At 68.7% G+C, this 22,820-nt stretch carries 19 protein-coding genes; 8 read left to right on the forward strand and 11 right to left on the reverse strand.

From position 1 onward, the window contains the following. The first annotated feature begins 70 nt into the window (after positions 1-70). Complete coding sequence (locus AOK08_RS25200; RefSeq protein WP_055530129.1) at positions 71-1,054, forward strand: ABC transporter permease; 984 nt, start codon at positions 71-73, stop codon at positions 1,052-1,054. Between the two features lie 9 nt (positions 1,055-1,063). After that, positions 1,064-2,122, forward strand: a complete 1,059-nt coding sequence (locus tag AOK08_RS25205; protein WP_241827082.1) for an ABC transporter ATP-binding protein — start codon at positions 1,064-1,066, stop codon at positions 2,120-2,122. On the opposite strand, the gene AOK08_RS25210 is transcribed toward AOK08_RS25205, so the two are convergent. The 3 genes from AOK08_RS25210 to AOK08_RS25220 form a co-directional block, all read right to left on the reverse strand. Then, on the reverse strand, positions 2,123-2,500 hold the full coding sequence (locus tag AOK08_RS25210) for a VOC family protein (RefSeq protein WP_055530131.1): 378 nt from the start codon (positions 2,498-2,500) through the stop codon (positions 2,123-2,125). 148 nt (positions 2,501-2,648) lie between these two features. Next, a complete protein-coding gene (locus AOK08_RS25215) occupies positions 2,649-3,767 on the reverse strand; it encodes an ABC transporter ATP-binding protein (RefSeq protein ID WP_055530133.1) in 1,119 nt (372 codons plus the stop codon). Positions 3,768-3,780: 13 nt separating this feature from the next. After that, positions 3,781-4,842, reverse strand: coding sequence for an ABC transporter ATP-binding protein (locus AOK08_RS25220; protein ID WP_055530135.1), 1,062 nt, complete (start codon positions 4,840-4,842; stop codon positions 3,781-3,783). A gap of 335 nt (positions 4,843-5,177) precedes the next feature. On the opposite strand from AOK08_RS25220, the gene AOK08_RS25225 reads away from it, so the two are divergent. The 6 genes from AOK08_RS25225 to AOK08_RS25250 all read left to right on the forward strand — a co-directional run bounded on the left by AOK08_RS25225 (position 5,178) and on the right by AOK08_RS25250 (position 11,790). Next, positions 5,178-7,055, forward strand: a complete 1,878-nt coding sequence (locus AOK08_RS25225) for an ABC transporter substrate-binding protein (protein ID WP_055530137.1) — start codon at positions 5,178-5,180, stop codon at positions 7,053-7,055. A 34-nt stretch (positions 7,056-7,089) separates the two neighbouring features. Further along, positions 7,090-8,172: an ABC transporter permease gene (locus tag AOK08_RS25230; RefSeq protein WP_055530139.1), complete on the forward strand. Its 1,083-nt coding sequence runs from the start codon at positions 7,090-7,092 to the stop codon at positions 8,170-8,172. After that, entirely contained in the window at positions 8,169-9,107 is a 939-nt protein-coding gene (locus AOK08_RS25235) for an ABC transporter permease (protein ID WP_055530140.1), read from the forward strand. The genes AOK08_RS25230 and AOK08_RS25235 overlap by 4 nt, the downstream gene beginning before the upstream one ends. Then, positions 9,104-10,078, forward strand: coding sequence for an ABC transporter ATP-binding protein (locus tag AOK08_RS25240; RefSeq protein ID WP_055530142.1), 975 nt, complete (start codon positions 9,104-9,106; stop codon positions 10,076-10,078). Before AOK08_RS25235 ends, AOK08_RS25240 begins: the two co-directional genes overlap by 4 nt. 127 nt (positions 10,079-10,205) lie before the next feature. Then, positions 10,206-11,216: an ABC transporter ATP-binding protein gene (locus AOK08_RS25245; RefSeq protein ID WP_055530144.1), complete on the forward strand. Its 1,011-nt coding sequence runs from the start codon at positions 10,206-10,208 to the stop codon at positions 11,214-11,216. Positions 11,217-11,277: 61 nt separating this feature from the next. Beyond that, a complete protein-coding gene (locus tag AOK08_RS25250; protein WP_055530146.1) occupies positions 11,278-11,790 on the forward strand; it encodes a DinB family protein in 513 nt (170 codons plus the stop codon). A gap of 99 nt (positions 11,791-11,889) precedes the next feature. Here the strand turns inward: AOK08_RS25250 and AOK08_RS25255 are convergent, their stop codons facing one another. The 8 genes from AOK08_RS25255 to AOK08_RS25290 form a co-directional block, all read right to left on the reverse strand. Beyond that, positions 11,890-13,041 carry an ABC transporter ATP-binding protein gene (locus tag AOK08_RS25255; RefSeq protein ID WP_055530153.1) on the reverse strand — a complete coding sequence of 384 codons (1,152 nt, stop codon included), beginning with the start codon at positions 13,039-13,041 and terminating at the stop codon, positions 11,890-11,892. Next, positions 13,034-14,086, reverse strand: a complete 1,053-nt coding sequence (locus tag AOK08_RS25260) for an ABC transporter ATP-binding protein (RefSeq protein ID WP_055530155.1) — start codon at positions 14,084-14,086, stop codon at positions 13,034-13,036. Before AOK08_RS25260 ends, AOK08_RS25255 begins: the two co-directional genes overlap by 8 nt. 10 nt (positions 14,087-14,096) lie before the next feature. Continuing rightward, the gene (locus AOK08_RS25265) at positions 14,097-15,041 is read right to left on the reverse strand and encodes an ABC transporter permease (RefSeq protein WP_055530157.1); all 945 of its coding nucleotides are present in this window, start codon (positions 15,039-15,041) and stop codon (positions 14,097-14,099) included. After that, positions 15,034-15,966, reverse strand: coding sequence for an ABC transporter permease (locus AOK08_RS25270; protein WP_055530159.1), 933 nt, complete (start codon positions 15,964-15,966; stop codon positions 15,034-15,036). Before AOK08_RS25270 ends, AOK08_RS25265 begins: the two co-directional genes overlap by 8 nt. 151 nt (positions 15,967-16,117) lie before the next feature. Continuing rightward, positions 16,118-17,755 (reverse strand): peptide ABC transporter substrate-binding protein, encoded by a 1,638-nt coding sequence (locus AOK08_RS25275; RefSeq protein WP_055530161.1) that lies wholly within the window; start codon positions 17,753-17,755, stop codon positions 16,118-16,120. A 700-nt stretch (positions 17,756-18,455) separates the two neighbouring features. Next, positions 18,456-20,363 carry a translational GTPase TypA gene (typA, locus tag AOK08_RS25280; protein ID WP_055530163.1) on the reverse strand — a complete coding sequence of 636 codons (1,908 nt, stop codon included), beginning with the start codon at positions 20,361-20,363 and terminating at the stop codon, positions 18,456-18,458. Positions 20,364-20,528: 165 nt separating this feature from the next. Further along, complete coding sequence (locus tag AOK08_RS25285; protein WP_055530165.1) at positions 20,529-21,215, reverse strand: hypothetical protein; 687 nt, start codon at positions 21,213-21,215, stop codon at positions 20,529-20,531. A gap of 160 nt (positions 21,216-21,375) precedes the next feature. Next, positions 21,376-22,820: ABC transporter substrate-binding protein (locus AOK08_RS25290; protein WP_241827083.1), on the reverse strand; the 1,445-nt coding region annotated here is incomplete at its 5' end.

Consider the following 22,820-nt stretch of genomic DNA (forward strand, 5'->3'; position numbering starts at 1 on the left):
GACCACCCCCGGCTCCGGTCCCGCCCTCCAGGGACCGGTGCCGGGGGTTTCGCCAGGGAATCCGATCGCCATGTTCCGCTTCATCCTCCGCCGGACGCTCAGCGCGCTGATGATCCTCCTCGTCATCAGCGCGATCACCTTCGTCCTCTTCTACGTCGCCCCGCGCGACCCGGCCCGCAGCGCCTGCGGCAAGCTCTGCACGCCGGAGACGCTCGCGCTCGTCCGGCGCAACCTGGGCATCGACGATCCGCTGCCGGTGCAGTACTGGCACTGGCTGGCCGGTGTGTTCGTGGGCCGCGACTACGCGGGCCTCGGGCACTGCGCGGCGCCCTGCCTCGGCTACTCCTTCACCAACCACGAGCCGGTCCTCGGCCTGATCACCAACCGCTTCCCCACCACGCTCTCCCTCACCCTGGGCAGCGCGGTGGTGTTCGTGGTCCTCGGGGTCGGTACAGGCATGCTGGCGGCGGTGAAGCAGGGCCGGGCCATGGACAAGATCGCCTCGTCGGTCTCGCTGATCGGCTCGTCCCTGCAGATCTACATCGTCGGCGTGGTGGCCATGTACTACCTCTCCGACCAGTGGGGCATCCTCCCCCGCCCCCAGGACAGCATCGGCTTCTCGCAAGACCCGGTGGCCTGGTTCAAGGGCCTGCTGCTGCCCTGGTTCGTCCTCGCGATCATCTTCACCGCCAACTACACCCGGATGACCCGCTCCCAGCTCGTGGAAACCCTCGCCGAGGACTACGTGCGTACGGCCCGCGCCAAGGGCCTGTCCCGGCGCACGGTGTTCTTCCGGTTCGCCTGGCGGGGCGCGATGGGCCCCATCGTCACGATCCTGGGCCTCGACATCGGCTATCTGCTCGGCGGCGCGATCATCACGGAGGAGACCTTCGGGCTGCACGGCATCGGCGCCCTGTCCATCAAGGCGGTACGGGACAACGACCTGCCGCTGCTCCTGGGGGTGGTCCTGGTGGCCGCGGCGGCTATCGTCGTGGCCAACATCGTGGTGGACGCGGTGTACGCGCTGATCGACCCGCGGATCCGACTGGCCTAGGAGAGCCTGGTGACATTGGCAGAGCCGCCCGTTGCCACCCCCTCTACCGCCCCCTTCCTCTCCGTACGGGACCTGCGAGTCCACTTCGCCACCGACGACGGTGTGGTGCGGGCGGTCGACGGCCTGTCCTTCGACGTCGGGCGCGGCCGGACCCTGGGCATCGTCGGCGAGTCGGGCTCCGGCAAGTCGGTGACGAACCTGGCGATCCTGGGCCTGCACGACCGTACGCGCACGAAGCTGTCCGGCGAGATCCTGCTGGACGGCAAGGAGTTGCTGACGGCACGGGAACGGGAACTGGAGAGAATCCGCGGCCGCAGAATGGCGATGATCTTCCAGGACGCGCTGGCGTCCCTGTCGCCGTTCCACACGGTGGGCAGACAGATCGCGGAGACGTACGCCAGACACACGGGCGCCTCGCGCCGGGAGTCCCGGGCGCGCGCGGTGGAGATGCTGAGGCGAGTAGGCATCCCCCAGCCGTCCCTCCGCGCCGACGACTACCCCCACCAGTTCTCCGGGGGCATGCGCCAGCGCGTGATGATCGCCATGGCGCTGGTCTGCGACCCGGAACTCCTGATCGCCGACGAGCCGACGACCTCCCTGGACGTCACGGTCCAGGCCCAGATCATGGACCTGCTGGGCGACCTCCAGCAGGAGTTCGGCACGTCGATCGTCTTCATCACGCACGACCTCGGCGTCATCTCCCGTATGGCGGACGACATCCTGGTGATGTACGCGGGCCGGGCGGTGGAGCGGGGCACCCGCGACGAGGTACTGAGGACACCTCAACACCCGTACACCTGGGGCCTGCTGGGCTCGATGCCGACCCTGACCACCCCGGTCGACATCCCCCTGTCCCCGATCCCGGGCACACCCCCGTCGCTCCTGGACCCACCCCCGGGCTGCCGCTTCGCACCACGCTGCGCGTTCACGGAACAGGTCCCGGCGGGCCGCTGCGCGTCCCGTCCCCCCGTCCTGCCCCGTACGGCCCCCCATGGCGCGGCCTGCCATCTGACGGCGGGGCAGCGCCGGGAGTTCCACGCGGACTACGTCACCGCGCGGCCCTGCTGATCAGCCCAGATCCCCGCGCTCCACGCAGAACTCGTTGCCCTCGGGGTCGGCCATCAGGACCCAGCCGGTGCCGTCGGGCCTGCGGTGGTCCGCGACGGTGCGGGCGCCGAGGGAGACCAGGCGCTCGACCTCCTCGTCGCGGGTGCGGCCGTGCGGGCGCAGGTCGAAGTGCAGGCGGTTCTTCGCCGACTTGCCCTCCGGGACCTGGATGAACAGCAGCCTGGGCCCGCCGTCCGGGTCCGCGATCTCCGCCGCCGGGTCGCCCGGCTTGTCGTCGTCGGCCAGCGGGCGGCCGAACACCTGACTCCAGAACAGGCCGATGTCGTAGGGGTCACCTGTGCAGTCGAAGGTGACGCTGTGGATCGTGGGGAAGGACAACGAGGCCTCCGGGCCGTGTGAGGGAATCCGCGTGTGCGAGCGTCCCGGACCGGGCGCCGGAAGTCGAACGAATAAACGGCCGGGGGGGAGGGGGTGAGGAGCCGCTGCCCCTCACCCCCTCCCCCCGGCCGGCCGCGTTCGCGCAGCCTCAGTCCTCCGCCGCGTCCGCCTCCAGTGCCTTCAGCGCCGGGTCGAGGACGACGTCCTTGTCCCGGGCCTCCGTCGTCGGGTCCTCCGGGAAGTGGCAGGCCGTGAGGTGGCCTTCGCGGTTGCCGGAGATCTGGAGCAGCGGGGGCTCCTCGCTCGCACACTTGTCCTGGGCCTTCCAGCAGCGCGTACGGAAGCGGCAGCCGGACGGCGGGTGGATCGGCGAGGGGACGTCGCCGGCGAGGCGGATGCGCTCGCGGGGCTCCGTCTCGTCGTCCATCGCCACCTCGGGGACGGCGGACAGCAGGGCGTGGGTGTACGGGTGACGCGGGCGGCCGTAGATCGAGTCCCGGTCGCCGACCTCGACGATCTTGCCGAGGTACATCACCGCGACCCGCTGCGAGAAGTGCCGGACGACGGCCAGGTCGTGGGCGATGAACAGGAACGCGATACCCATCTCCTCCTGGACCTGCTTGAGGAGGTTCACCACCTGGGCCTGGATGGACACGTCCAGCGCGGAGACCGGCTCGTCCGCCACGATCAGCTTGGGCTGGAGGGCGAGCGCGCGGGCCACCCCGATGCGCTGGCGCTGGCCGCCGGAGAACTCGTGCGGGAAGCGGTTGTAGTGCTCGGGGTTGAGCCCGACCAGTTCCAGGAGTTCCCGGACCTTCTTCTCCCGGCCGCCGACCGGCTCGATGCCGTTGACCTCCATCGGCGACTTGATGATCGTACCGACGGTCTGGCGCGGGTTCAGGGAGCTGTACGGGTCCTGGAAGATCATCTGGATCTCGGACCGGACCGGCGCCAGCTCCCTGCGGGAGGCGTGCGTGATGTCCTTGCCGGAGTACGTGATCCTGCCACCGGTCGGCTCCAGGAGCCGGGTGATGAGCCGGCCCGCGGTCGACTTGCCGCAGCCGGACTCGCCCACCAGGCCGACGCTCTCGGCGACGCCTATGGACAGGTCGATGCCGTCGACCGCCTGTACGGCGCCGACTTTCCGCTTGATGGGGAAGCCGCCGTGGATCGGGAAGTGCTTCTTGAGACCCTCGATCTTCAGCAGTTCCCCGGTCGACGTACCGGTGGAACCCTGCTGTGCGGGGAGGGTGAGGTTGTCGCTCATGTCTCGGTGCTCCCTAGCGCAGCCGGGGCTGGATCTTGTCGATGAAGATGGTCTGCTTCTGCTCCGCCGAGAGGTGGCATGCGGAGGCGCGCCCGGCCGCGAGCGACGGCCGTACGTCGGTGCAGAGGGTGCCCTGCGCTTCGCCGGTGTAGGCGCAGCGCGGGTGGAAGGGGCAGCCCGAGGGCGGGTTGAGCAGCGAGGGCGGCGAGCCGGGGATCGGCGTCAGCGCCTCGTCGATGTCGCCGTCGAGGCGCGGCATGGAGGTGAGGAGCCCCCAGGCGTACGGGTGCTGCGGCGTGCGGAGGACCTCCTTGACGCTGCCGCGTTCCACGGCCCGGCCCGCGTACATCACCAGCAGGTCGTCGGCCATGGTCGAGATGACGCCGAGGTCGTGCGTGATGAAGATGATCGCGGAGCCGAACTCCTGCTGGAGGTCCTTGAGCAGGTCCAGGATCTGGGCCTGCACCGTCACGTCCAGCGCGGTGGTGGGCTCGTCGGCGATCAGGAGGTCGGGGTCGCACATCAGTGCCATGGCGATCATCGCGCGCTGGCGCATACCGCCGGAGAACTGGTGGGGGTAATCGTCGAAGCGCGTTTTGGGCTGTGGGATGCCGACCTTCTCCAGCATCTGTACGGCCCGGTCCCTGGCCTCCTTCTTCGAGGCGCCGGTGTGCTTGATGAACGGCTCGGAGAGCTGGCGGCCCACCGTGTAGTACGGGGAGAGCGCGGTCAGCGGGTCCTGGAAGATCATCGCCATCTTGTTGCCGCGGAGCTGTTCGAGCTCCTTCTCGGTGGCGGTGACAAGCTCCTTGCCGTCGAGGACGATCTCGCCGTCGACGGTCGTGCTCACCGGGTTGTGCAGGCCGAGGATCGTCAGGTTCGTGACGGACTTGCCCGATCCGGACTCGCCCACGATGCCCAGGGTCTTGCCGCGCTCGACGTCGAAGGAGAGCCCGTCGACCGCCTTGACGATGCCGTCCTCGGTGGAGAACTGCACCTTGAGATCGCGGACCGAGAGGAAGCTGTCCGGACCGGTCGGGGCCGGTGCGCCCTCAGGCTTGGTCAGTGTGGTCACGGTGGTTCGTTTCTTCCTGAGAGTGCAGGACCTACGGGGGTCGTTCAGGCATACAGGGCGTTGGTAAGAGCCGTTGCGGACCCGGCCTCGAAGTCGGTGTGGTCCGTCCGTCGGGCTCCCACCAGGAACGCTTCACCGGTTTGGACCAATAGCCGCCCCGCCACCTGGTCAACCTGGCGTTTTCGCAGGCCACACATGGTGGAGGCACCGTTGACGGGCACAGAGCGGCACTGATAGATACCTGATCAACCCCGCTCGGCCCCACCCGGTCGAGCCGGGCCAGGCAGCCCCCACCCAGCCGTCCCTGTGCGAGTGAAGACACGAGGCCAGGTTCCATGAATGCTCACGACCGGCGCGGCAGAGAAAGCGGCAGAGCGAGCGACAGGGAGAACCGAAACCGCAGCAGCCGTACGCGCCGCCTGCTCGCCGCCGCCTTATCCCTCTCGGCCGCCGTCTCCGCCCCGCTCGGCCTCGCGCCCCAGCACGCGTCGGCCGCGGAGGGCGACAAGGTCCTCACCGTCGCCGTCGCCCAGAGCGTCGACTCCCTGAGCCCGTTCCTGGCGTCCAGGCTGGTCAGCACCAGCATCCACCGGCTGATGTACGAGTACCTGACCAACTACGACCCGGGGGACGCCCACCCGGTTCCGGCGCTCGCCACCAAGTGGACGGCGTCCGCCGACAAGCTCACCTGGACGTACACGATCCGCTCCGACTCGAAGTGGTCGGACGGGCAGCGGACCACCGCCGAGGACGCGGCGTGGACGTTCAACAAGATGATGACCGACGAGGGGGCCGCGACCTCGAACGGCAGTTACGTCGGCAACTTCAGGAAGGTGACGGCACCGAGCCCGACCCGGCTCGTCATCGAACTGAAGAAGCCGCAGGCCACGATGGCCGCGCTCGACGTGCCGATCGTGCCCAAGCACATCTGGGAGAAGGTCGGGGACTTCTCCAAGTTCAACAACGACAAGAGCTTCCCCGTCGTCGGCAACGGACCGTTCGTCCTCACCGGCTACAAGGCCGACAGCTATGTCCGGCTCAAGGCCAACAAGAGCTTCTGGCGGGGCGCCCCGAAGTTCGACGAGCTGGTCTTCCGGTACTACAAGGACCAGGACGCGGCCGTCGCCGCCCTGCGCAAGGGCGAGGTCTCCTTCGTCGCCGGGGCCCCCGCCCTGACACCGGCTCAGGCAGAGTCCCTCAAGGGCGTCAAGAACATCCACGTCAACGAGGCACCCGGGCGCCGCTTCTACGCCCTTGCCGTGAACCCGGGCGCGCGGGCCGGGAACGGTGCGAAGTTCGGTGACGGCGACCCCTCGCTGCTCGACGTGCGGGTGCGGCACGCGCTGTTCATGAGCGTGGACCGGACGGCTCTCGTCGACCGGGTCTTCCAGGGCCACGCGGCCGAGGGCGAGGGCTACATCCCGCCGCGCTTCTCGACGTACTTCTGGAAACCGTCGGCAGGCCAGAAACTCGCCTACGACCCCGCGAAGGCGGGCCGCCTCCTCGACCAGGCCGGCTACCGGAAGAACGGCGACGGAAAACGGGTCGGCAAGGACGGCAAGCCGCTCACCTACCGCGTCCTGTGCCATGCCACCGACCCCAACGACAAGGCCGTCGGCCAGTACCTCAAGGAGTGGTGGGGCGACCTCGGCATCGGTATGAAGCTCGACTGCCTGGACAACGTGAGCGATCCCTGGCTCGCGGGCACCTACGACCTCGCCTTCGACGGCTGGTCCGTCAACCCCGACCCGGACTTCGTCCTGTCGATCCACACCTGCGGGGCCCTGCCCGCCACACCCAAGGACGTGGGCGCGACCGACAACTTCATCTGCGACAAGCCGTACGACGAGCTGTACGGGCGGCAGCTCGCCGAGTACGACCCGGCCGAACGGGCGAACATCGTCAGGCAGATGGAGTCCCGGCTGTACGACCTCGGGTACATGAACGTCATGGCGTACCCGAACGCGGTCGAGGCCTACCGCACGGACCAGATCAAGTCGATCACCACCATGCCGGAGAAGGCCGGCAACATCTACGGCCAGGACGGCTACTGGAGCTGGTGGTCGGCGGTCCCCGCCTCCGGCGACGGCTCGTCCGGCGGCTCCGCCTCGACGGGGGTGATCGCGGGCGTCGTCGGCGCTCTCGTGGTCGTCGCCGGCGCCGTGGTGTTCCTGGTGATGCGCCGCCGGGCCGGTGCAGAGGATCGCGAGTAGCCACGATGGACAACCGAGCCCCGAAGGGCTGTCGATGACCTCCGAGACCTCCGACGCGGTGCCGGCACCGGTCGACGTCGATGCGGAGCCCGGCGGAGCGGCCCTCGCCGCCCCGCCGGACAGCGGCGCCGGTCGCGGCCGGGCCGCCTATCTGCGGTACGGGGCCGGCAAGCTGGGCGGCGCCGTCGTCTCCCTGCTCGCCGTCCTCGTCACCAGCTTCTTCCTCTTCCGGCTGATCCCCGGCGACCCGGTGAAGACCATGACGGGCGGCCGTCAGATCTCGGCCGCCCAACTGGCCGCCTACCGACGGGAGTTCGGCCTCAATCTGCCGCTGTGGCAGCAGTTCACGGACTACTGCGGCAAGGCCCTCACCGGCGACCTCGGCACGTCGTACCAGTTCCGGGCACCGGTCATCGACAAGATCAGCGAAGCGCTGCCGAACACCCTGATCCTCACGGCCACCGCGTTCGTCCTGTACACCGCGCTCGGCGTCTTCCTGGGCACCCGCGCGGCATGGCGCAGCGGTGGACCGGGCGACAGGTTCCACACCGGTCTGGCGCTCGCCCTCTACTCGATCCCGTCGTTCTGGCTCGGGCTGCTGCTCATCATCGTCTTCGCGGTGGGCATGGGCCCGATCCCCGGGCTCTTCCCGACCGGCGGCATGGAGTCGGGCGGTGAGACCGGCTTCGCGTACGTCCTCGACGTCGCCCACCATCTCGTCCTGCCGGTGGTGACGCTGGTCGCGGTCGAGTACGGACAGACCCTGCTCGTCACGCGCTCGGCGCTGCTCGACGAGATGGGCGGCGACTATCTGACGACCGCCCGCGCCAAGGGCCTCCGGGACGACCTGGTCCGGCGTCGCCATGCCGTGCCGAACGCCATGCTGCCGACCATGACGCTGATCTTCGTCAACCTCGGCCGGACCGTCGCCGGAGTGATCCTCGTCGAGACCGTGTTCTCCTGGCCGGGCCTCGGCGGGCTCTTCTACCAGGCGCTGAGCGTGCCCGATCTCCCGCTGGTCCAGGGCCTGTTCTTCGTCTTCGCCGCTGCGGTGATCGTGATGAACACGCTGGCCGATCTGCTCTATCCGCTCCTCGATCCCAGGGTGGGCCGATGACCGCCGAAGTGACTCCCCCGGCGGCGAATTCGGCGCGGGCTCCGGCCGGTCCACGCCAGCTCGCCCGGCAGCGGCGCCGCGCCTCCGTCCTCCGGTTCTGGCAGCGCTACCGCACCCACCGAGCCGGTCTCCTGGGCCTGGCCCTGCTCGCCCTCTTCGCGCTGGCGGCGCTGACCGCGCCGCTGACGGTCGGCTCGGACGTAGCGAGCGTGACGGACGCGCCGGGACGGCCGATGGAGAGTCCGAGCGCCGAGTTCCCGCTGGGCACCGACCGGTTCGGGCGGGATCTGCTCGGCCTGCTCGTCTGGGGCACCCGGGTCTCGCTGCTCATCGGACTGCTCGCGGCCCTGCTCTCGGTGGTGATCGGCACCCTGGTCGGGATCACCGCCGGGCACTTCCGCGGGTGGTACGCCACCGTGATGATGCGGGTCACCGACTGGTTCCTGGTGATGCCGACGCTGGTGCTCGCCATCGCGCTGGCCACCGTCATGTCCCGCTCGCTGGGCACGGTCGTACTGGCGATCGGTGTGACGTCCTGGCCGACGACGGCCCGCCTGGTGCGGGCGCAGACGCTCGCGGTGGAGTCACGGCCGTACATCGAACGCGCCAAGGCGCTCGGCGGCGGCCACTGGCACGTCATGTCCCGGCATGTGCTGCCCAATGTGATGCCGCTGGTGCTGGCTCAGGCCACCCTGATCATCTCCTCCTCCATCCTCGCCGAGGCGACCCTCGCCTTCCTCGGGCTCGGCGATCCGACGGTCGTGTCCTGGGGCGGGCTGCTCCAGGAGGCGCGCGAGGCGGGGGCGGTCAGCTCCGGCGACTGGTGGTATCTGGTGCCGCCGGGCATCGCGATCGCCGTCGTCGCGCTGGCGTTCACACTGTGCGGGCGCGCGGTGGAATCCGTACTCAACCCCAGGCTGGGGGTGGCCCGTTGACGCTGCTGGAGGTCCAGAACCTCACGGTGACCTACGCGGGCGGGGCAGCCGCCGTGCGCGGTGTGGACCTGTCCCTCGCGACCGGGCGGAAACTCGGCATCGCGGGCGAGTCGGGCTGCGGCAAGTCGACGCTGGCGCTCGCGCTGCTCAGACTGCTGCCGGCCGGGACCCGCGTCGGCGGGAAGATCCTGCTGGACGGCGAGGACATCCTGACGATGCGGTGGGGCCAGGTACGGGCGGTCCGCTGGGCCGGCGCCTCGATCGTGTTCCAGGGAGCGATGCACTCGCTCAACGCCGTGCACCGGGTGGGCGACCAGATCGCGGAGCCGATCCTGCTGCACCGCATGGCGACCACGGCAGCGGCACGAAGGAAGGCGGGTGAGCTGCTGGAGCAGGTGGGGCTGCCGGCGGCGCGGGCCTCGGCGTATCCGCACGAGCTGTCCGGCGGACAGCGCCAGCGGGTCATGATCGCCATGGCGCTGGCCTGCGAACCCCGGCTGATCGTCGCCGACGAGCCCACGACGGCCCTGGACGTGATGATCCAGGCGCAGATCCTGCGGCTGATCGAACAGCTCGTCTCCGAGCAGGACGTGGGCCTGATCATGATCAGTCACGATCTGGCGGTCCTCGCCGACACCTGCGACCGCCTCGCCGTGATGTACGCGGGCCGGGTGGTCGAGGAGGGGCCCGCCCGGCAGGTGTACGAGGATGCCCTGCACCCGTACGCCGAGGCCCTGTCGTCCGCGTTCCCGCGCATCGGGGATCCGGCGTCACGGTTCGCCCCGCACGGCCTCGCCGGGGACCCGCCCGACCCGTCGGCGCTGCCCTCGGGGTGCGCGTTCCATCCCCGGTGCGCTGTCGCGCTGGACGTGTGCGGCACCGAGGACCAGGCGCTGCGGGTCGCTTCGCGGGAGCGGCGGGCGGCCTGCACGCATGTGCCGGCGGATCCGGGTGAGGGGTCGGTCACGTGAGTCGTTCACCGCGGCCGGTGGGGGCTGGTCGCGCCCCGCGGCGGAGCCGTGGATCGATACCGCCCCGCGCCCCTGAAGGGGCGCTGCACTGCACCCGGATCAAGCAGCTCGCCCAGGAGCACACCACATGACCACAGCCACAGCACCCACGGCCCTGCGGGAACCTCTTCTCAGCGCCCAAAGCCTCCACGTCACCTTTCCCGGGCGGCGCGGGGACTCGCCCGCACGGGCCGTGGACGGGCTCGAACTCGACATCCGGCCCGGCGAGATCGTCGCGCTGGTCGGTGAGTCCGGCTGCGGCAAGTCGACGCTGGCCCGCGCGCTGCTCGGCCTGGTACGGCCGACCTCGGGACGCGTCACCTTCGGCGGGAAGCCGCTCGACCACTCCTCGCGGGCCCTGAAGGCACATCGCCGACGCGTCCAGCTGGTGCTCCAGGACCCGACGGGATCACTGAACCCGCGCCACACGGTGTACGACGCCGTGGCCGAGGGACTGCGCATCCACGGGCACGCCGCAGACGAGCGGGCGGCGGTCGCGGAGGCCCTTTCCCGGGCCGGCCTGCGACCGCCCGAGAGGTTCTTCCTGAAGTACCCGCACGAGCTGTCCGGCGGCCAGCGTCAGCGCGTGGTCATCGCCGGTGCCCTGGTCCTGGAGCCCGAACTCATCGTCGCCGACGAGCCGGTGGCCTCCCTGGACGCCTCCGTGCGCGGCGAGATCCTGGCCCTGCTGCTGCGCCTGCGCGCCGAACTCGGCCTGTCCGCCCTGGTGGTGACCCACGATCTGGGCCTTGCGTGGAACATCGCCGACCGGGTCGCGGTGATGTATCTGGGCCGGATCGTGGAGACGGGCGCCGTCGAACAGGTCCTCTCGGCCCCGCAACACCCGTACACCCAGGCCCTGTTGTCGGTCCTCCCGGACGCGCCGGGCGCACCCGTGGTGCTCACCGGCGAACCCCCGGACCCCTCCCGTGTCCCGGGCGGCTGCCGCTTCCATGTCCGCTGCCAGATCCTGGCGAGCGGGGAGGCGGACCGCGCGGGCGTCGCGGACGACTGCCGGACCCGGAGTCCGGGGGTCCTGGGCGGTGGCGGCGGGGAACAGGTGGCGTGCCACTGGGCAGGGGCGCGAGTCGCCGGCTGACACCGCGAGTGGCGGCTTATTCGTTCGACAGCCGACCGCCGATCAGCGATGCTCACCGGCGATGACACGAACCGATACGCCTCCCGCGTGGGACGAGCGCACTCAACTGACCACCTTCCTCGACTACGTACGTGACACCGCCCGCGCCAAGTGCGCGGACGTATCGCCGGAGAACGCCGTCAAGGCGCCGCTGCCGGGGTCGCCGCTGATGACCCTGTGCGGGCTGATCAGCCATCTGCGGTGGGTGGAGTTCTGGTGGTTCCAGGTGGTCTTCCTGGGCGAGGAGCTCGTGGGCCCGCTCGCCGACGCCACGGAGGACGACCCGGACCCGGAGATGCGGCTGGCCGTGGCGACCCCGCTCGCGCAGCTCCTCGCCGAGTACGAGGAACAGAGCGCCCGCTACCGGGAACTGGTCGCGGCCCACGACCTCGACGACGAGGCCGACAGGCCCGTCCGCGACGGCCTCAAGGTGAATCTGCGCTGGGTGATCCTGCACGTGATCGAGGAGACCGCCCGTCACAACGGCCATCTCGACATCGTCCGTGAGCTGCTCGACGGGGTGACGGGGGACTGACGGCGGACGGCGGACGGCGGACGGCGGACCCCGGAAAACGCCGGTTCCCGGCACCCTGACGAGGGTGCCGGGAACCGGCGGGGAGCAGCGAGCCGGACGTCAGGCGGCGTGCACGACGTCCCTCTCCTCGGCGAAGTGGCATGCCGACTCGTGGGCGGCCTCGGAGTCCGAGCCCCTGAACGGCTCGGGGATCGCCAGCAGCGGCGTCTCCTGGGCGCACTTGTCCTCCGCCTTCCAGCAGCGGGTGCGGAAGCTGCAACCGGAGGGCGGGTTGGCCGGGGACGGCACGTCACCGGTCAGGATGATCCGCTCCCGGCCCTCACGGGCCTCCGGGTCGGGCACCGGGACCGCCGACAGCAGCGCCTGGGTGTAGGGGTGCGTCGGGTGGTCGTAGATCTGCTCGTCGGTGCCGATCTCCGCCATCCGGCCGAGGTACATGACCCCGACGCGGTCCGAGATGTGCCGGACGATCGACAGGTCGTGCGCGATGAAGATGTAGGAGAGGTTGAACTCGTCCTGCAGTCGCTCCATCAGGTTGATGACCTGCGCCTGGACGGACACGTCGAGCGCCGACACCGGCTCGTCGCAGATGATGATCTCCGGGTTGAGGGCCAGACCGCGCGCGATGCCGATGCGCTGGCGCTGACCGCCGGAGAACTGGTGCGGATACCGGTTGATGTACTCGGGGTTGAGACCGACGACGTCGAGCAGCTCCTGCACCTTGCGGCGCCGGTCGCCCTTGGGGGCCACCTCGGGGTGGATGTCGAAGGGCTCCCCGATGATGTCACCGACCGTCATACGCGGGTTGAGCGAGGTGTACGGGTCCTGGAACACCATCTGGATGTTGCGGCGTACGGCCTTCAGCGCGCGCCCGGACAGCTTGGAGATGTCCTGGCCCTTGTAGAAGATCTCGCCGGCCGTCGCCTTTTCCAGGTTCATCAGGAGCTTGGCCACCGTGGACTTGCCACAGCCGGACTCGCCCACGATGCCCAGGGTCTCGCCCTGGTACAGGTCGAAGGAGACGCCGTCCACCGCCTTGACGGCGCCGACCTGCTTCTTGAACAGGATGCCCATGGTGAGCGGGAAGTGCTTCACCAGGTTGCGCACCTGGAGGATGGGCTCGCCCCGCTCGACGGGTGCCTCGATCGCGGCGACCGCCTCCGTCGCGGAGTGGGCTTCCACCACCTCGACGTCGGAGACGTTCGGCGTGGCATCCTGCGGCTCGTCGTCCTTGCGGATCTGCTCAGCCATGGATCGTCTCCTTCCAGAAGTGGCACGCCGAACTGCGGCCGGTCAACTCGGTGCCGTCCCGCTCGGTGACCTGCAACAGCTCCGGAAGCTGCGTACGGCAGACGTCCTCGGCCTTCTCACAGCGCGGGTTGAAGGCACAACCGGACGGAACGCGCAGCAGGTTGGGCGGCAGACCCTTGATCGCGTACAGCTCCTGGCCCTTCTGGTCCAGGCGCGGGATCGAGTCCAGCAGGCCTCGGGTGTACGGGTGCGCCGGGCGCTTGTACAGATCGTGGACCGGGGCACGCTCCACGATCCGGCCCGCGTACATCACCGCGATCTTGTCCGCGACGTCGGCGACCACGCCGAGGTCGTGGGTGATCAGGATGAGACCCATGTTGTACTCGCGCTGCAACTCGGCGAGCAGGTCCATGACCTGGGCCTGGACGGTCACGTCGAGGGCCGTGGTGGGCTCGTCGGCGATGATCAGGTCCGGCTCCAGGGCCAGCGCCATGGCGATCATGATGCGCTGGCGCATACCGCCGGAGAACTGGTGCGCGTAGTCGTCCACACGGGCGGCGGCGGCCGGGATCTTCACCCGGTCCATCAGTTCGATCGACTTGACCCTGGCGTCCTTCTTGGACATCCCGTGGTGGACACGGAACATCTCGCCGAGCTGGTAACCGACGCTGAGCACCGGGTTGAGCGAGCTGAGCGCGTCCTGGAAGATCATGGCGATACGACGGCCGCGGATACGGCGGCGCTCCTCGGCGGACATCTTGAGCATGTCCTGCCCCTGGAAGAGGATCTCCCCCTGGGGGATCCTCGCCGGCGGCATGTCGAGAATGCCCATGATCGCCTGTGCGGTGACCGACTTGCCGGAGCCGGACTCGCCGAGCACGGCGAGCGTCTCACCGGCGTGCACGTTGTAGTCGACACCGTTGACGGCTCGTACGACGCCCTCACGGGTGACGAACTCGACGTGCAGATCGCGCACTTCGAGCAGGGGGGCGTCCTCGCCTTCGCGGGGAGCCGGTACCGGAGCGGCTTCTTCGATGATGGTCATTACGCCTCCCTCAGCGTGTCTTCGGGTCGAGGGCGTTGCGGACCGCTTCGCCGAGCATGATGAACGCCAGCACGGTGATGGTCAGCATGATCGACGGGTAGAGCATGATCCACTGGGCCACCCGGATCTGGGAGCCGCCGTCGGAGATGTCGTTGCCCCAGGAGACGCCGTTCAGGCCGAGGCCCAGGAACGACAGGGTGGCTTCCGCGCCGATGTAGACACCGAGCGAGATGGTCGCGACGACGATCACCGGGGCGAGGGTGTTCGGCAGGATGTGCCGGAACAGGATGCGGGTGGTGCTGGCACCCAGTGCCTTCGCCGCCTGGACGTAGTCGGACTGCTTGGTGGTGATCACCGCACCGCGCATCACGCGGGCGAGCTGGGTCCAGCCGAAGAGACCCAGGGCGCCGATGACGACCCACGCCGTGCGGTCCGGGAAGGAGTTGAGGACGACCATCGTGCCCAGCAGGAACGGGATGCCGAAGAACACGTCCACGAGCCGGGACAGGGCCGAGTCGATGATGCCGCCGAAGTAACCGGCGAGCATGCCGACCAGGCCGCCCACGACGGTCACGAGGACCGTGGTGCCGAAGCCGACGGCTATGGAGGCCCGGGCGCCGAAGATGAGGCGGGCGTAGACGCTGCGGCCCTGCTGGTCGTAGCCCAGCCACTCGGGCGAGAAGACCTTTCCGAGCTCCGGCTTCTGCAGGTAGTGCTTGGCCAGGTCGCCGTACTCCGGGTTGGCGCTGGTGAACCAGCCGGGGAAGAACGTGATCGTCAGCAGCAGCAGAATCATCACCGCCGAGATGATGAAGACCTTGTTGCGCCGCAGGTCCTGCCAGGCGTCGCCCCACAGGCTGCGGGCCTTCTCGGCCTTGACCGGCTGCGGGGCGGGGGTGGGCGCGCTCTTGTCGTCCGAGGTGGCGACGGCAGTGGTTTTGGTCATGTCAGGCATAGCGAATCCTCGGGTCAAGGACCGCGTAAAGCAGGTCGACAAGGAGGCTGGCGACGAGGTACACGAGCACCAGGATGGTGACCAGGCCCACGAGGGTGGTGCCTTCCCGGCGGATCAGCGACTGGTAGATCGTGCCGCCGATGCCCTGGATGTTGAAGATGCCCTCGGTGATGACGGCACCGCCGAGCAGGGCGCCGATGTCCGTGCCCAGGTAGGTGACGACCGGGATCATCGAGTTGCGCATCAGGTGGACGGTCACCACCCGGCGCCGGGGCAGACCCTTGGCGATGGCCGTACGGACGTAGTCGGCGCGCATGTTCTCCGCGATCGACGTACGGGTCAGCCGCGACACATAGGCGAGTGAGGCCGTGGCCAGCACAATGGCCGGCATCACCAACTCGCCGTAGTTCGTGGGGTCGTTGACGTTCGGCTCCAGCCACTGGAGTTCGTCGGCGAAGATCCACTTGAGGATGAAGCCGAGGACGAACACCGGGACCGAGATCAGCAGCAGCGTGGTCAGCAGCACCGCGGTGTCGGCGGCGCGTCCGGCGTTCAGGCCGGCGTAGACACCGAGGGTGATCCCGACGACGACCTCGATGACGAAGGCGAAACCGCCCAGGCGCAGGGTCACCGGGAAGGCGTCGCCGAGCACGTCGGTGACGGGGCGTCCGCTGGCTACCTGCGTACCGAAGTCGGCATGCAGGATGATGCCCTTCATGTAATTGAAGTACTGCACAAAGATGTTCTGATCCAGGCCGTACTCGTGCCGCAGCGCGGCGATCACCTGCGGGCTGCCGCCCTTGTCGCCGAACAGCCCTTGGACCGGGTCACCGGGCAGGGCGTAGACCATCAGGAAGATCAGCAGGGTCGTTCCGAAGAACACCGGGATCATCTGGAGCAGTCGTCGTGCGACGTAGCGCCCCATCATGCCTCCAAAAAAAGTCACAGCGGCAGCAGAGCAGGCGGGGCCCTTCCCCCGCGCACCGCTTGGCGATGCTCGTGGAAAGGGCCCCCCGGCCGCTGCCGCTGCTGTCCGGGACTCGGTGTGGGCGCCCCGGACAACGGGCTGTCTGCGGTTACTTCTTCTTGACCTCGACGCCGGTCAGGATCGGGTCGCCGTCCTGGCCGAACTGGACGCCCGTGACCTTCTCCGAGTAGCCCGCGTTGACCTTGTAGTACCAGAGCGGGATGCTCGGCATGTAGTTCGGGAGGTCCTTCTCGATCGCCTGGTACTTCTTCACCGACTCGTCCAGCGTGGTGACGTTGTCGGCGGCGGCGATCGCCGCGTCCAGCTTCGGGTTGGAGAAGCCGCTCTGGTTGCCCGAGGACTTCGTGCCGAAGAGGTCACGGATGAAGTTGGCGTTCATCGGGAAGTCCAGCACCCAGCCCGAGCGGTACAGGGACTTGACTTCCTTGGCCTTACGGGCCTGGAGGTCGGCCTGGAAGTCGGCCTTCGAGTCGCCGGAGCACTTGACGCCGGTGGCGTTGGTGATGGAGTTGCAGACGGCCTCCACCCACTCCTTGTGTCCGCCGTCGGCGTTGAACTGGATGGTGATGGCGTTGCCCGGAACGCCGCCGCCCTCCTTGATGAGCGCCTTGGCCGCGGCCGGGTCGTACTTGGTGACGTCACCGGCGGCGTCCGGCTCGAAGCCGAGGACGCCCTTGGCGACCCAGCCGGTGGCGGGCTCACGGGTGCCCTGGAGCACGGTCTTGGTGATGGTGTCGCGGTCGATCGCCCTCGACAGGCCCTGGATGACCTTCGGGTTGATGCCCTTGAACTGCTTCGAGTAGAAGGCCGGGGCGATGGACTGGACCGCGGAGTACGCCTGGTCCACGGCACGGTCGCCGAGGTCCTGCTTGTAGACCGGCAGGTCCTTCGGGGCGACCTGGGTGATGACGTCGAGGTTGCCCGACTTCAGGTCCTCGTAGGCGGTCTCGGGGGTGGAGTAGTTCTTGAAGACCACGCCGCCGTTCTTCGCCGCGTTCGAACCCGTGTAGCCGGCGTACTTCTTGACCGTGATGGCCTTCTTGTGGTCCCAGCTGACGAACTCGTACGGACCGTTGCCGACCGGCTTCTCACCGGCGGCCTTCGGGTCCTTGTAGAAGGACTCGGGAAGCGGGGAGAAGACCTGGTAGCCGAGCTTGTAGACGTAGTAGGGGATCGGCGTCGTCAGCTCGATGGTGAAGGTGTTGGGGTCCACGACCTTCAGGCCGGACAGCTCCTTGGCCTTGGGGGCGCCCGACTCGGGAGCGACCTGGTCGTAGCCCTTGATGTCCGAGAACCAGAAGCTGTTGGTCTGCTTGTTGGCCGGGTTCGCGGCCCAGTTCCAGGCCTTGACGTAGGACTCGGCGGTGACCGGGGTGCCGTCGTGGAACTTCCAGCCGGGCTTCAGCTTGACCGTGAAGGTCTTGCTGTCCTTGGTGTCCACCGACTCGGCGTTCATGTAGACGATCTTGCCGCTGGAGTCGTAGTCGACCAGACCCGTGAACAACGAGTTGATCACGATGCTGCCGTAGGACTCCATGGTGTTCGCCGGCTGCAGCGGGTTCTCCGGCTCACCGGACTCGACCGTGAACGTACCGTTCGCGTCGATGGCGGCCTTGTCGTCGCCGCCCTTGCCGCCGTCCTTGTCGCTGCTACCACCACAGGCAGTTGCACTCAGTGCCACAACCGCAGCTATCGCTACCCACTTGGCGCTCCTGGCACCGCGCATGGGTTCCTCCTCATAAGTCCATTGGTTCACCGCGAAAAAGAGAGCAGACGACACACCACCGCCACCGTTGCCGGTACCGAGAAAGCCAATGCCCCCCACGCTCGCGAGTCCGCACAGTTCGCTGTGCGTTACCCGTTGGTACGAGCTCTACGCGCCTAACTATCTGCCATGCGCCATAGCCGAACCACACCCACAAGGTCTCGGTTCGATCACACCTGCCGTTAACTTCTTCCAAAATCCGGACAAACGGTTTGCCGAAAGATCCCTGCGAAACGGACTTGTTACACATCTATCGGGAACACGTGTCCGCATTTCGGACATGGCACAGCAGAAAACAAGTTGCGTATGCCATGGCCGCCGTGCTTGCCCTTCTCGGGCGACGGTCACAGGCTCGAACGCGGGGAGTGACATTGCCTGACGCATCATCAGCACACTGTCGCGACAGGATCTGGCACGGCGGGCGCACGAAAACGTGTCTCATGACCACCGGTTGATCTCGTCCAGCAGCAGCGTAGTGCGGAGAGCGCGTGTGCGAGGGCCCACTCGTTCAATCGAAGGGTTTTCCCCCTGTGCCCCTACAACGACACCGGGCACCCCCGCCGTGAAGCGGGCGTGCCCGGTGCGTGCTACGAGGGGCCGGCGTCAGCCGCCCTCGACCGTACTGGCGCTACTGGCCGGCAGTGGCCCCCTGACGGCCGTACTAGCCGTGCTTGGCGCGGCTGGCGGAGCGGGCGCGCTCGCGGGCGTCCAGGTTCACCTTGCGGATGCGGACGGCCTCCGGGGTGACCTCGACGCACTCGTCGTCGCGGCAGAACTCCAGGGACTGCTCCAGGGAGAGCTTGCGCGGCGGGACGATCGCCTCGAACGAGTCGGCCGAGGACGACCGCATGTTCGTGAGCTTCTTCTCCTTGGTGATGTTCACGTCCATGTCGTCGGAGCGCGAGTTCTCGCCGACGATCATGCCCTCGTACACCTCGGTGCCGGGGTCGGTGAACAGCACACCGCGCTCCTGAAGGTTCGTCATCGCGAACGCGGTGACGGCGCCGGCCCGGTCGGCGACCAGCGAACCGTTGTTACGGGTCGCCAGCACGCCGAACCACGGCTCGTGGCCCTCGTGGATGGAGTGCGCGATACCGGTGCCGCGCGTGCCGGTGAGGAACTCGGTCCGGAAGCCGATGAGTCCGCGCGAAGGCACGACGAACTCCATCCGCACCCAGCCGGAGCCGTGGTTGGACATGTTGTCCATGCGGCCCTTGCGGACGCCCATGAGCTGCGTGACCGGGCCCATGTGCTCCTCGGGCACGTCGATCGTCATGCGCTCGACGGGCTCGTGCACCTTGCCGTCGATGATCTGGGTGACCACCTGGGGCTTGCCGATGGTCAGCTCGAAGCCCTCGCGGCGCATCTGCTCGACCAGGATGGCGAGCGCCAGCTCACCACGGCCCTGGACCTCCCAGGCGTCGGGACGCTCGGTCTCGAGGACGCGGAGGCTGACGTTACCGATCAGCTCGCGGTCGAGACGGTCCTTGACCTGACGGGCGGTGACCTTGCGGTCCTTGACCACGGCCTTGTTCTCGGCGCCCTTGCCGGTGCCGCCACGGCCGACCATCGGCGAGGTGTTCGTACCGATGGTCATGGAGATCGCCGGCTCGTCGACCGTGATGAGCGGCAGCGCGACCGGGTTCTCGGGGTCGGCGAGGGTCTCGCCGATCATGATGTCCGGGATACCGGCGACGGCACAGATGTCACCCGGGCCGGCCATCTCGGCGGGCTTGCGGGTGAGCGCCTCGGTCATCAGCAGCTCGGTGATACGTACGTTGGACATCGTGCCGTCGCGCTTGATCCAGGTGACGGTCTGGCCCTTGCGCAGCTCACCCTGCTCGACGCGGAGCAGCGCGATACGGCCGAGGAAGTTGTCGGCGTCCAGGTTGGTGACGTGCGCCTGGAGCGGGGCGGCCTCGTCGAACTCGGGGGCCGGGACGTGCGCCAGGATCGTGGAGAAGAACGGCTCCAGGCTGTTGCTGTCGGCCGGGACCGTGCCGTTCTCCGGCTTGGTCAGCGAGGCGACACCGTCACGCGCGCACGCGTAGACGATGGGGAACTCGATCTGCTCCTCGTCCGCGTCCAGGTCCAGGAACAGGTCGTACGTCTCGTTGACGACCTCGTCGATCCGGGAGTCCGGGCGGTCCGTCTTGTTGATGCAGAGGATGACGGGCAGGCGCTGCTGGAGCGCCTTGCGGAGCACGAAGCGGGTCTGCGGCAGCGGCCCCTCGGAGGCGTCGACGAGCAGCACCACGGCGTCCACCATCGACAGACCGCGCTCGACCTCGCCACCGAAGTCGGCGTGGCCCGGGGTGTCGATGATGTTGATGGTGATGACGTCCCCCCCGTCCTTCGGGTGGTACTTCACCGCCGTGTTCTTGGCGAGGATCGTGATGCCCTTCTCACGTTCCAGGTCGTTCGAGTCCATCATGCGGTCGTCGAGCGACTCGGCGGCGTGCGCGGCGAAGGCACCGGCCTGCTTCAGCATGGCGTCGACCAGTGTCGTCTTCCCGTGGTCGACGTGGGCGACGATGGCGACGTTGCGGATGTCGTGGCGCGTGGCCATATTGCGGCGTACTCCCGGCTTGAGTGGATGGCCTGCGCGTACGTCTGTGTTACGCGGACCCTGCCGGGCTGAACATGCCACGGCCTTACCCCATCGTACGGGGCCCTGCGGGGGTCGGCCTCCCCGGGCCTTTGGGCAGGCGCCCGGGGAGGGCGGGAGGTGGGGTCAGGTGACCTTCGTGGCGGCGGAGCCCGGCTCGCAGGAGAAGAGGGCGGCTTCACGCACGGCGGCGTCGTCGCGCCTGGTGAAGCTTTCGAGCTTGGAGTCGCATTCGATGACGCCGTCGATCGGAACGATCCAACTCTTCGCGTGCCCGATGCTGGTCCTGCCCCCGGGACAGGAGTAGCGGAAGTCGGCCTCGACCACCCGCACTGCGGCGAACTGCACGAACCGCCCCGAACCAGCCACCGACATGCGGCTGTCGTTCAGGTCCGGCCCCTTGTGGCCGACCTTCAGGAACTGCCACGAAATGCCATCGGCGTCCTTCAGGGAAGCGGCATCGGAGTCGATCTCGCCGACCTTCTTGCCCAGGGAGAAGAGGACCTCCGCCGCCGCCGGGGCACCGTGTCCGGCCTGGACCGAGATCTCCACCGTGGCCAGCCGCTTCAGCTTCTTCTTCAGCTCGCCACCACCCTTGCCCAGGGTCTCCACATCGGTGACCCCGAGCAGCCGCGTCGGCTTCTCGATGTTGAACCAGGTATAGGTGCCGTTCGCGCAGGCCGTGGCCGCGACCGCGGCCGGTGCCTTTCTGGCACCGGCCGTAGCGCTGCTGTCGCTCTTCTTCGCTGCGTCACCGGACCCGCTCGTACAACCCACGGCCCCGGCGAGCAGCGCCGCGAGCGCGAAACCCACGGCCGATATCGGACGCGTTCCCCCGTGCATGGCCACCCCGTCGTCCTCGTATGCACTCGTATGTATTCGTGAGATCCACTGTCTCAAGAGTGTGCTCACTCTCACGAAGAGCGACGGGCCGGGCAAGGGAATTGAGGTGCCTCAGAGCTTTCCGGCCGGATCAGTTCCCGGGCGAAGCGCTCGCCCCCTTCTTCAGGAACCCCATGTCCTCGTACACCGGCGTCTGGAACCCGAACGCCCCCACATTGGCGACGCCCTTCTTCACGGCCGTGAGCTGGGGCCGCTGGAAGAGCGGGATGGAGCCGCCGGCCGCCCAGATCCGGGCGTCGGCCTTCCTCACCAGCGAGGCCGACTTGTCCTCGTCGAGGGTGGCGATGGCCTGGTCGAACAGCTGGTCCACCTGGTCGGTGCCGACCCGGGTGTAGTTCTGCTCGACGTTCAGGGATCCGTCGGCGGCGGGCACCGGCTTGGCGTAGATGGGGCGCGCGTCGGTGGCGGGGAAGGCGGACGCGGGCCACGAGTACAGCGCCAGGTCGTACTGCCCGGACGCGATGTGGTCCTTGAAGTAGCTGTCGTCGGAGACCTTGGTCACGTCGGTACGGATACCGACCCGGTCCAGCATCCGCGCGATCCGCTCGCCCACGGCGCGCAGGGTCGCGGAGCCCGGCCCCGAGGGCAGGACGAACCGCAGGGTCAGCGGCTTGCCGTCCTTGGCGAGCGCTCCGGCGGCGCCGGCCGGGGCAGAGGTGCCCTTGGGCGCGTAGGCACCGGCGGGGGCGCCGCCCTGCTCCGGGTGCTTGTGGAGGAGGGACTGCTTGCCGTCCTGGGCCAGGTTCTTCTTGCCCGAACCGTCCTCGTGGCCCCGCTGGCCCCAGGGCGTCTGGTGGTCCTCGCGGACGGGCTCGCCGTACGGCTTGTCGTCGTCGCCGACGACATAGGTCGTGTCGTCGTCACCGCTGTCCTCATCGGCCTCGGTGGCCTTACCGGCCTTACTGGCTTTCGGAGAGGCCTTCGGAGAGGCCTTCGGGGAGGCGGACGAGGAAGCGGACGAGGACGCCTTCGGCTCGGCGGACTTGCCCGCTGCCTTCTCGCCCTCGCCCCCGGCGACCTTCCCGCCCTCGCCAGCCTTCTTCTTCGGCGTTCCGAGGGGACCGCCGTGCACCCACCCGGCATCCGCGAGCAGTTCCTCGGCCTCGTGGGTGTCCTGGCCGCCGAGCGCGCCGCTGTTGTCGGCGTAGGCGTCCTGTCCGGAGAGCGCGAGATGACTGCCGACCGGTACGGCGGGCAGCCCCAGCGGCTTCAGTACGAGGGTGGCGATCGCCTTTCGGTCCAGCGCACGGGCGACGGCGCGGCGGACGCGTTCGTCGGCGAGGGGGCCGTCGGCGCCGTTGAGGGCGAGCTGCGTGTAGGCCGGTTCGAGGGACTTGCGCACCTCGAAGGCGCTGAGCGACCGCTGCTGCTCGGCGTACTTGGCGGCGGCCTCACGCTGCTTGCGCCGGGCGTCGGCCTCCTTCTTCGCGGCGCCCTCGTCGGAACCGTGGGCACGGGCCCAGGAGCGCAGGGCGCGGGCCGGGGCGGGCGCGGCGGCCGGGCCCTGGAGGGGGG

The organism is Streptomyces graminilatus, assembly GCF_001418565.1.
GTDB lineage: Bacteria > Actinomycetota > Actinomycetes > Streptomycetales > Streptomycetaceae > Streptomyces > Streptomyces graminilatus.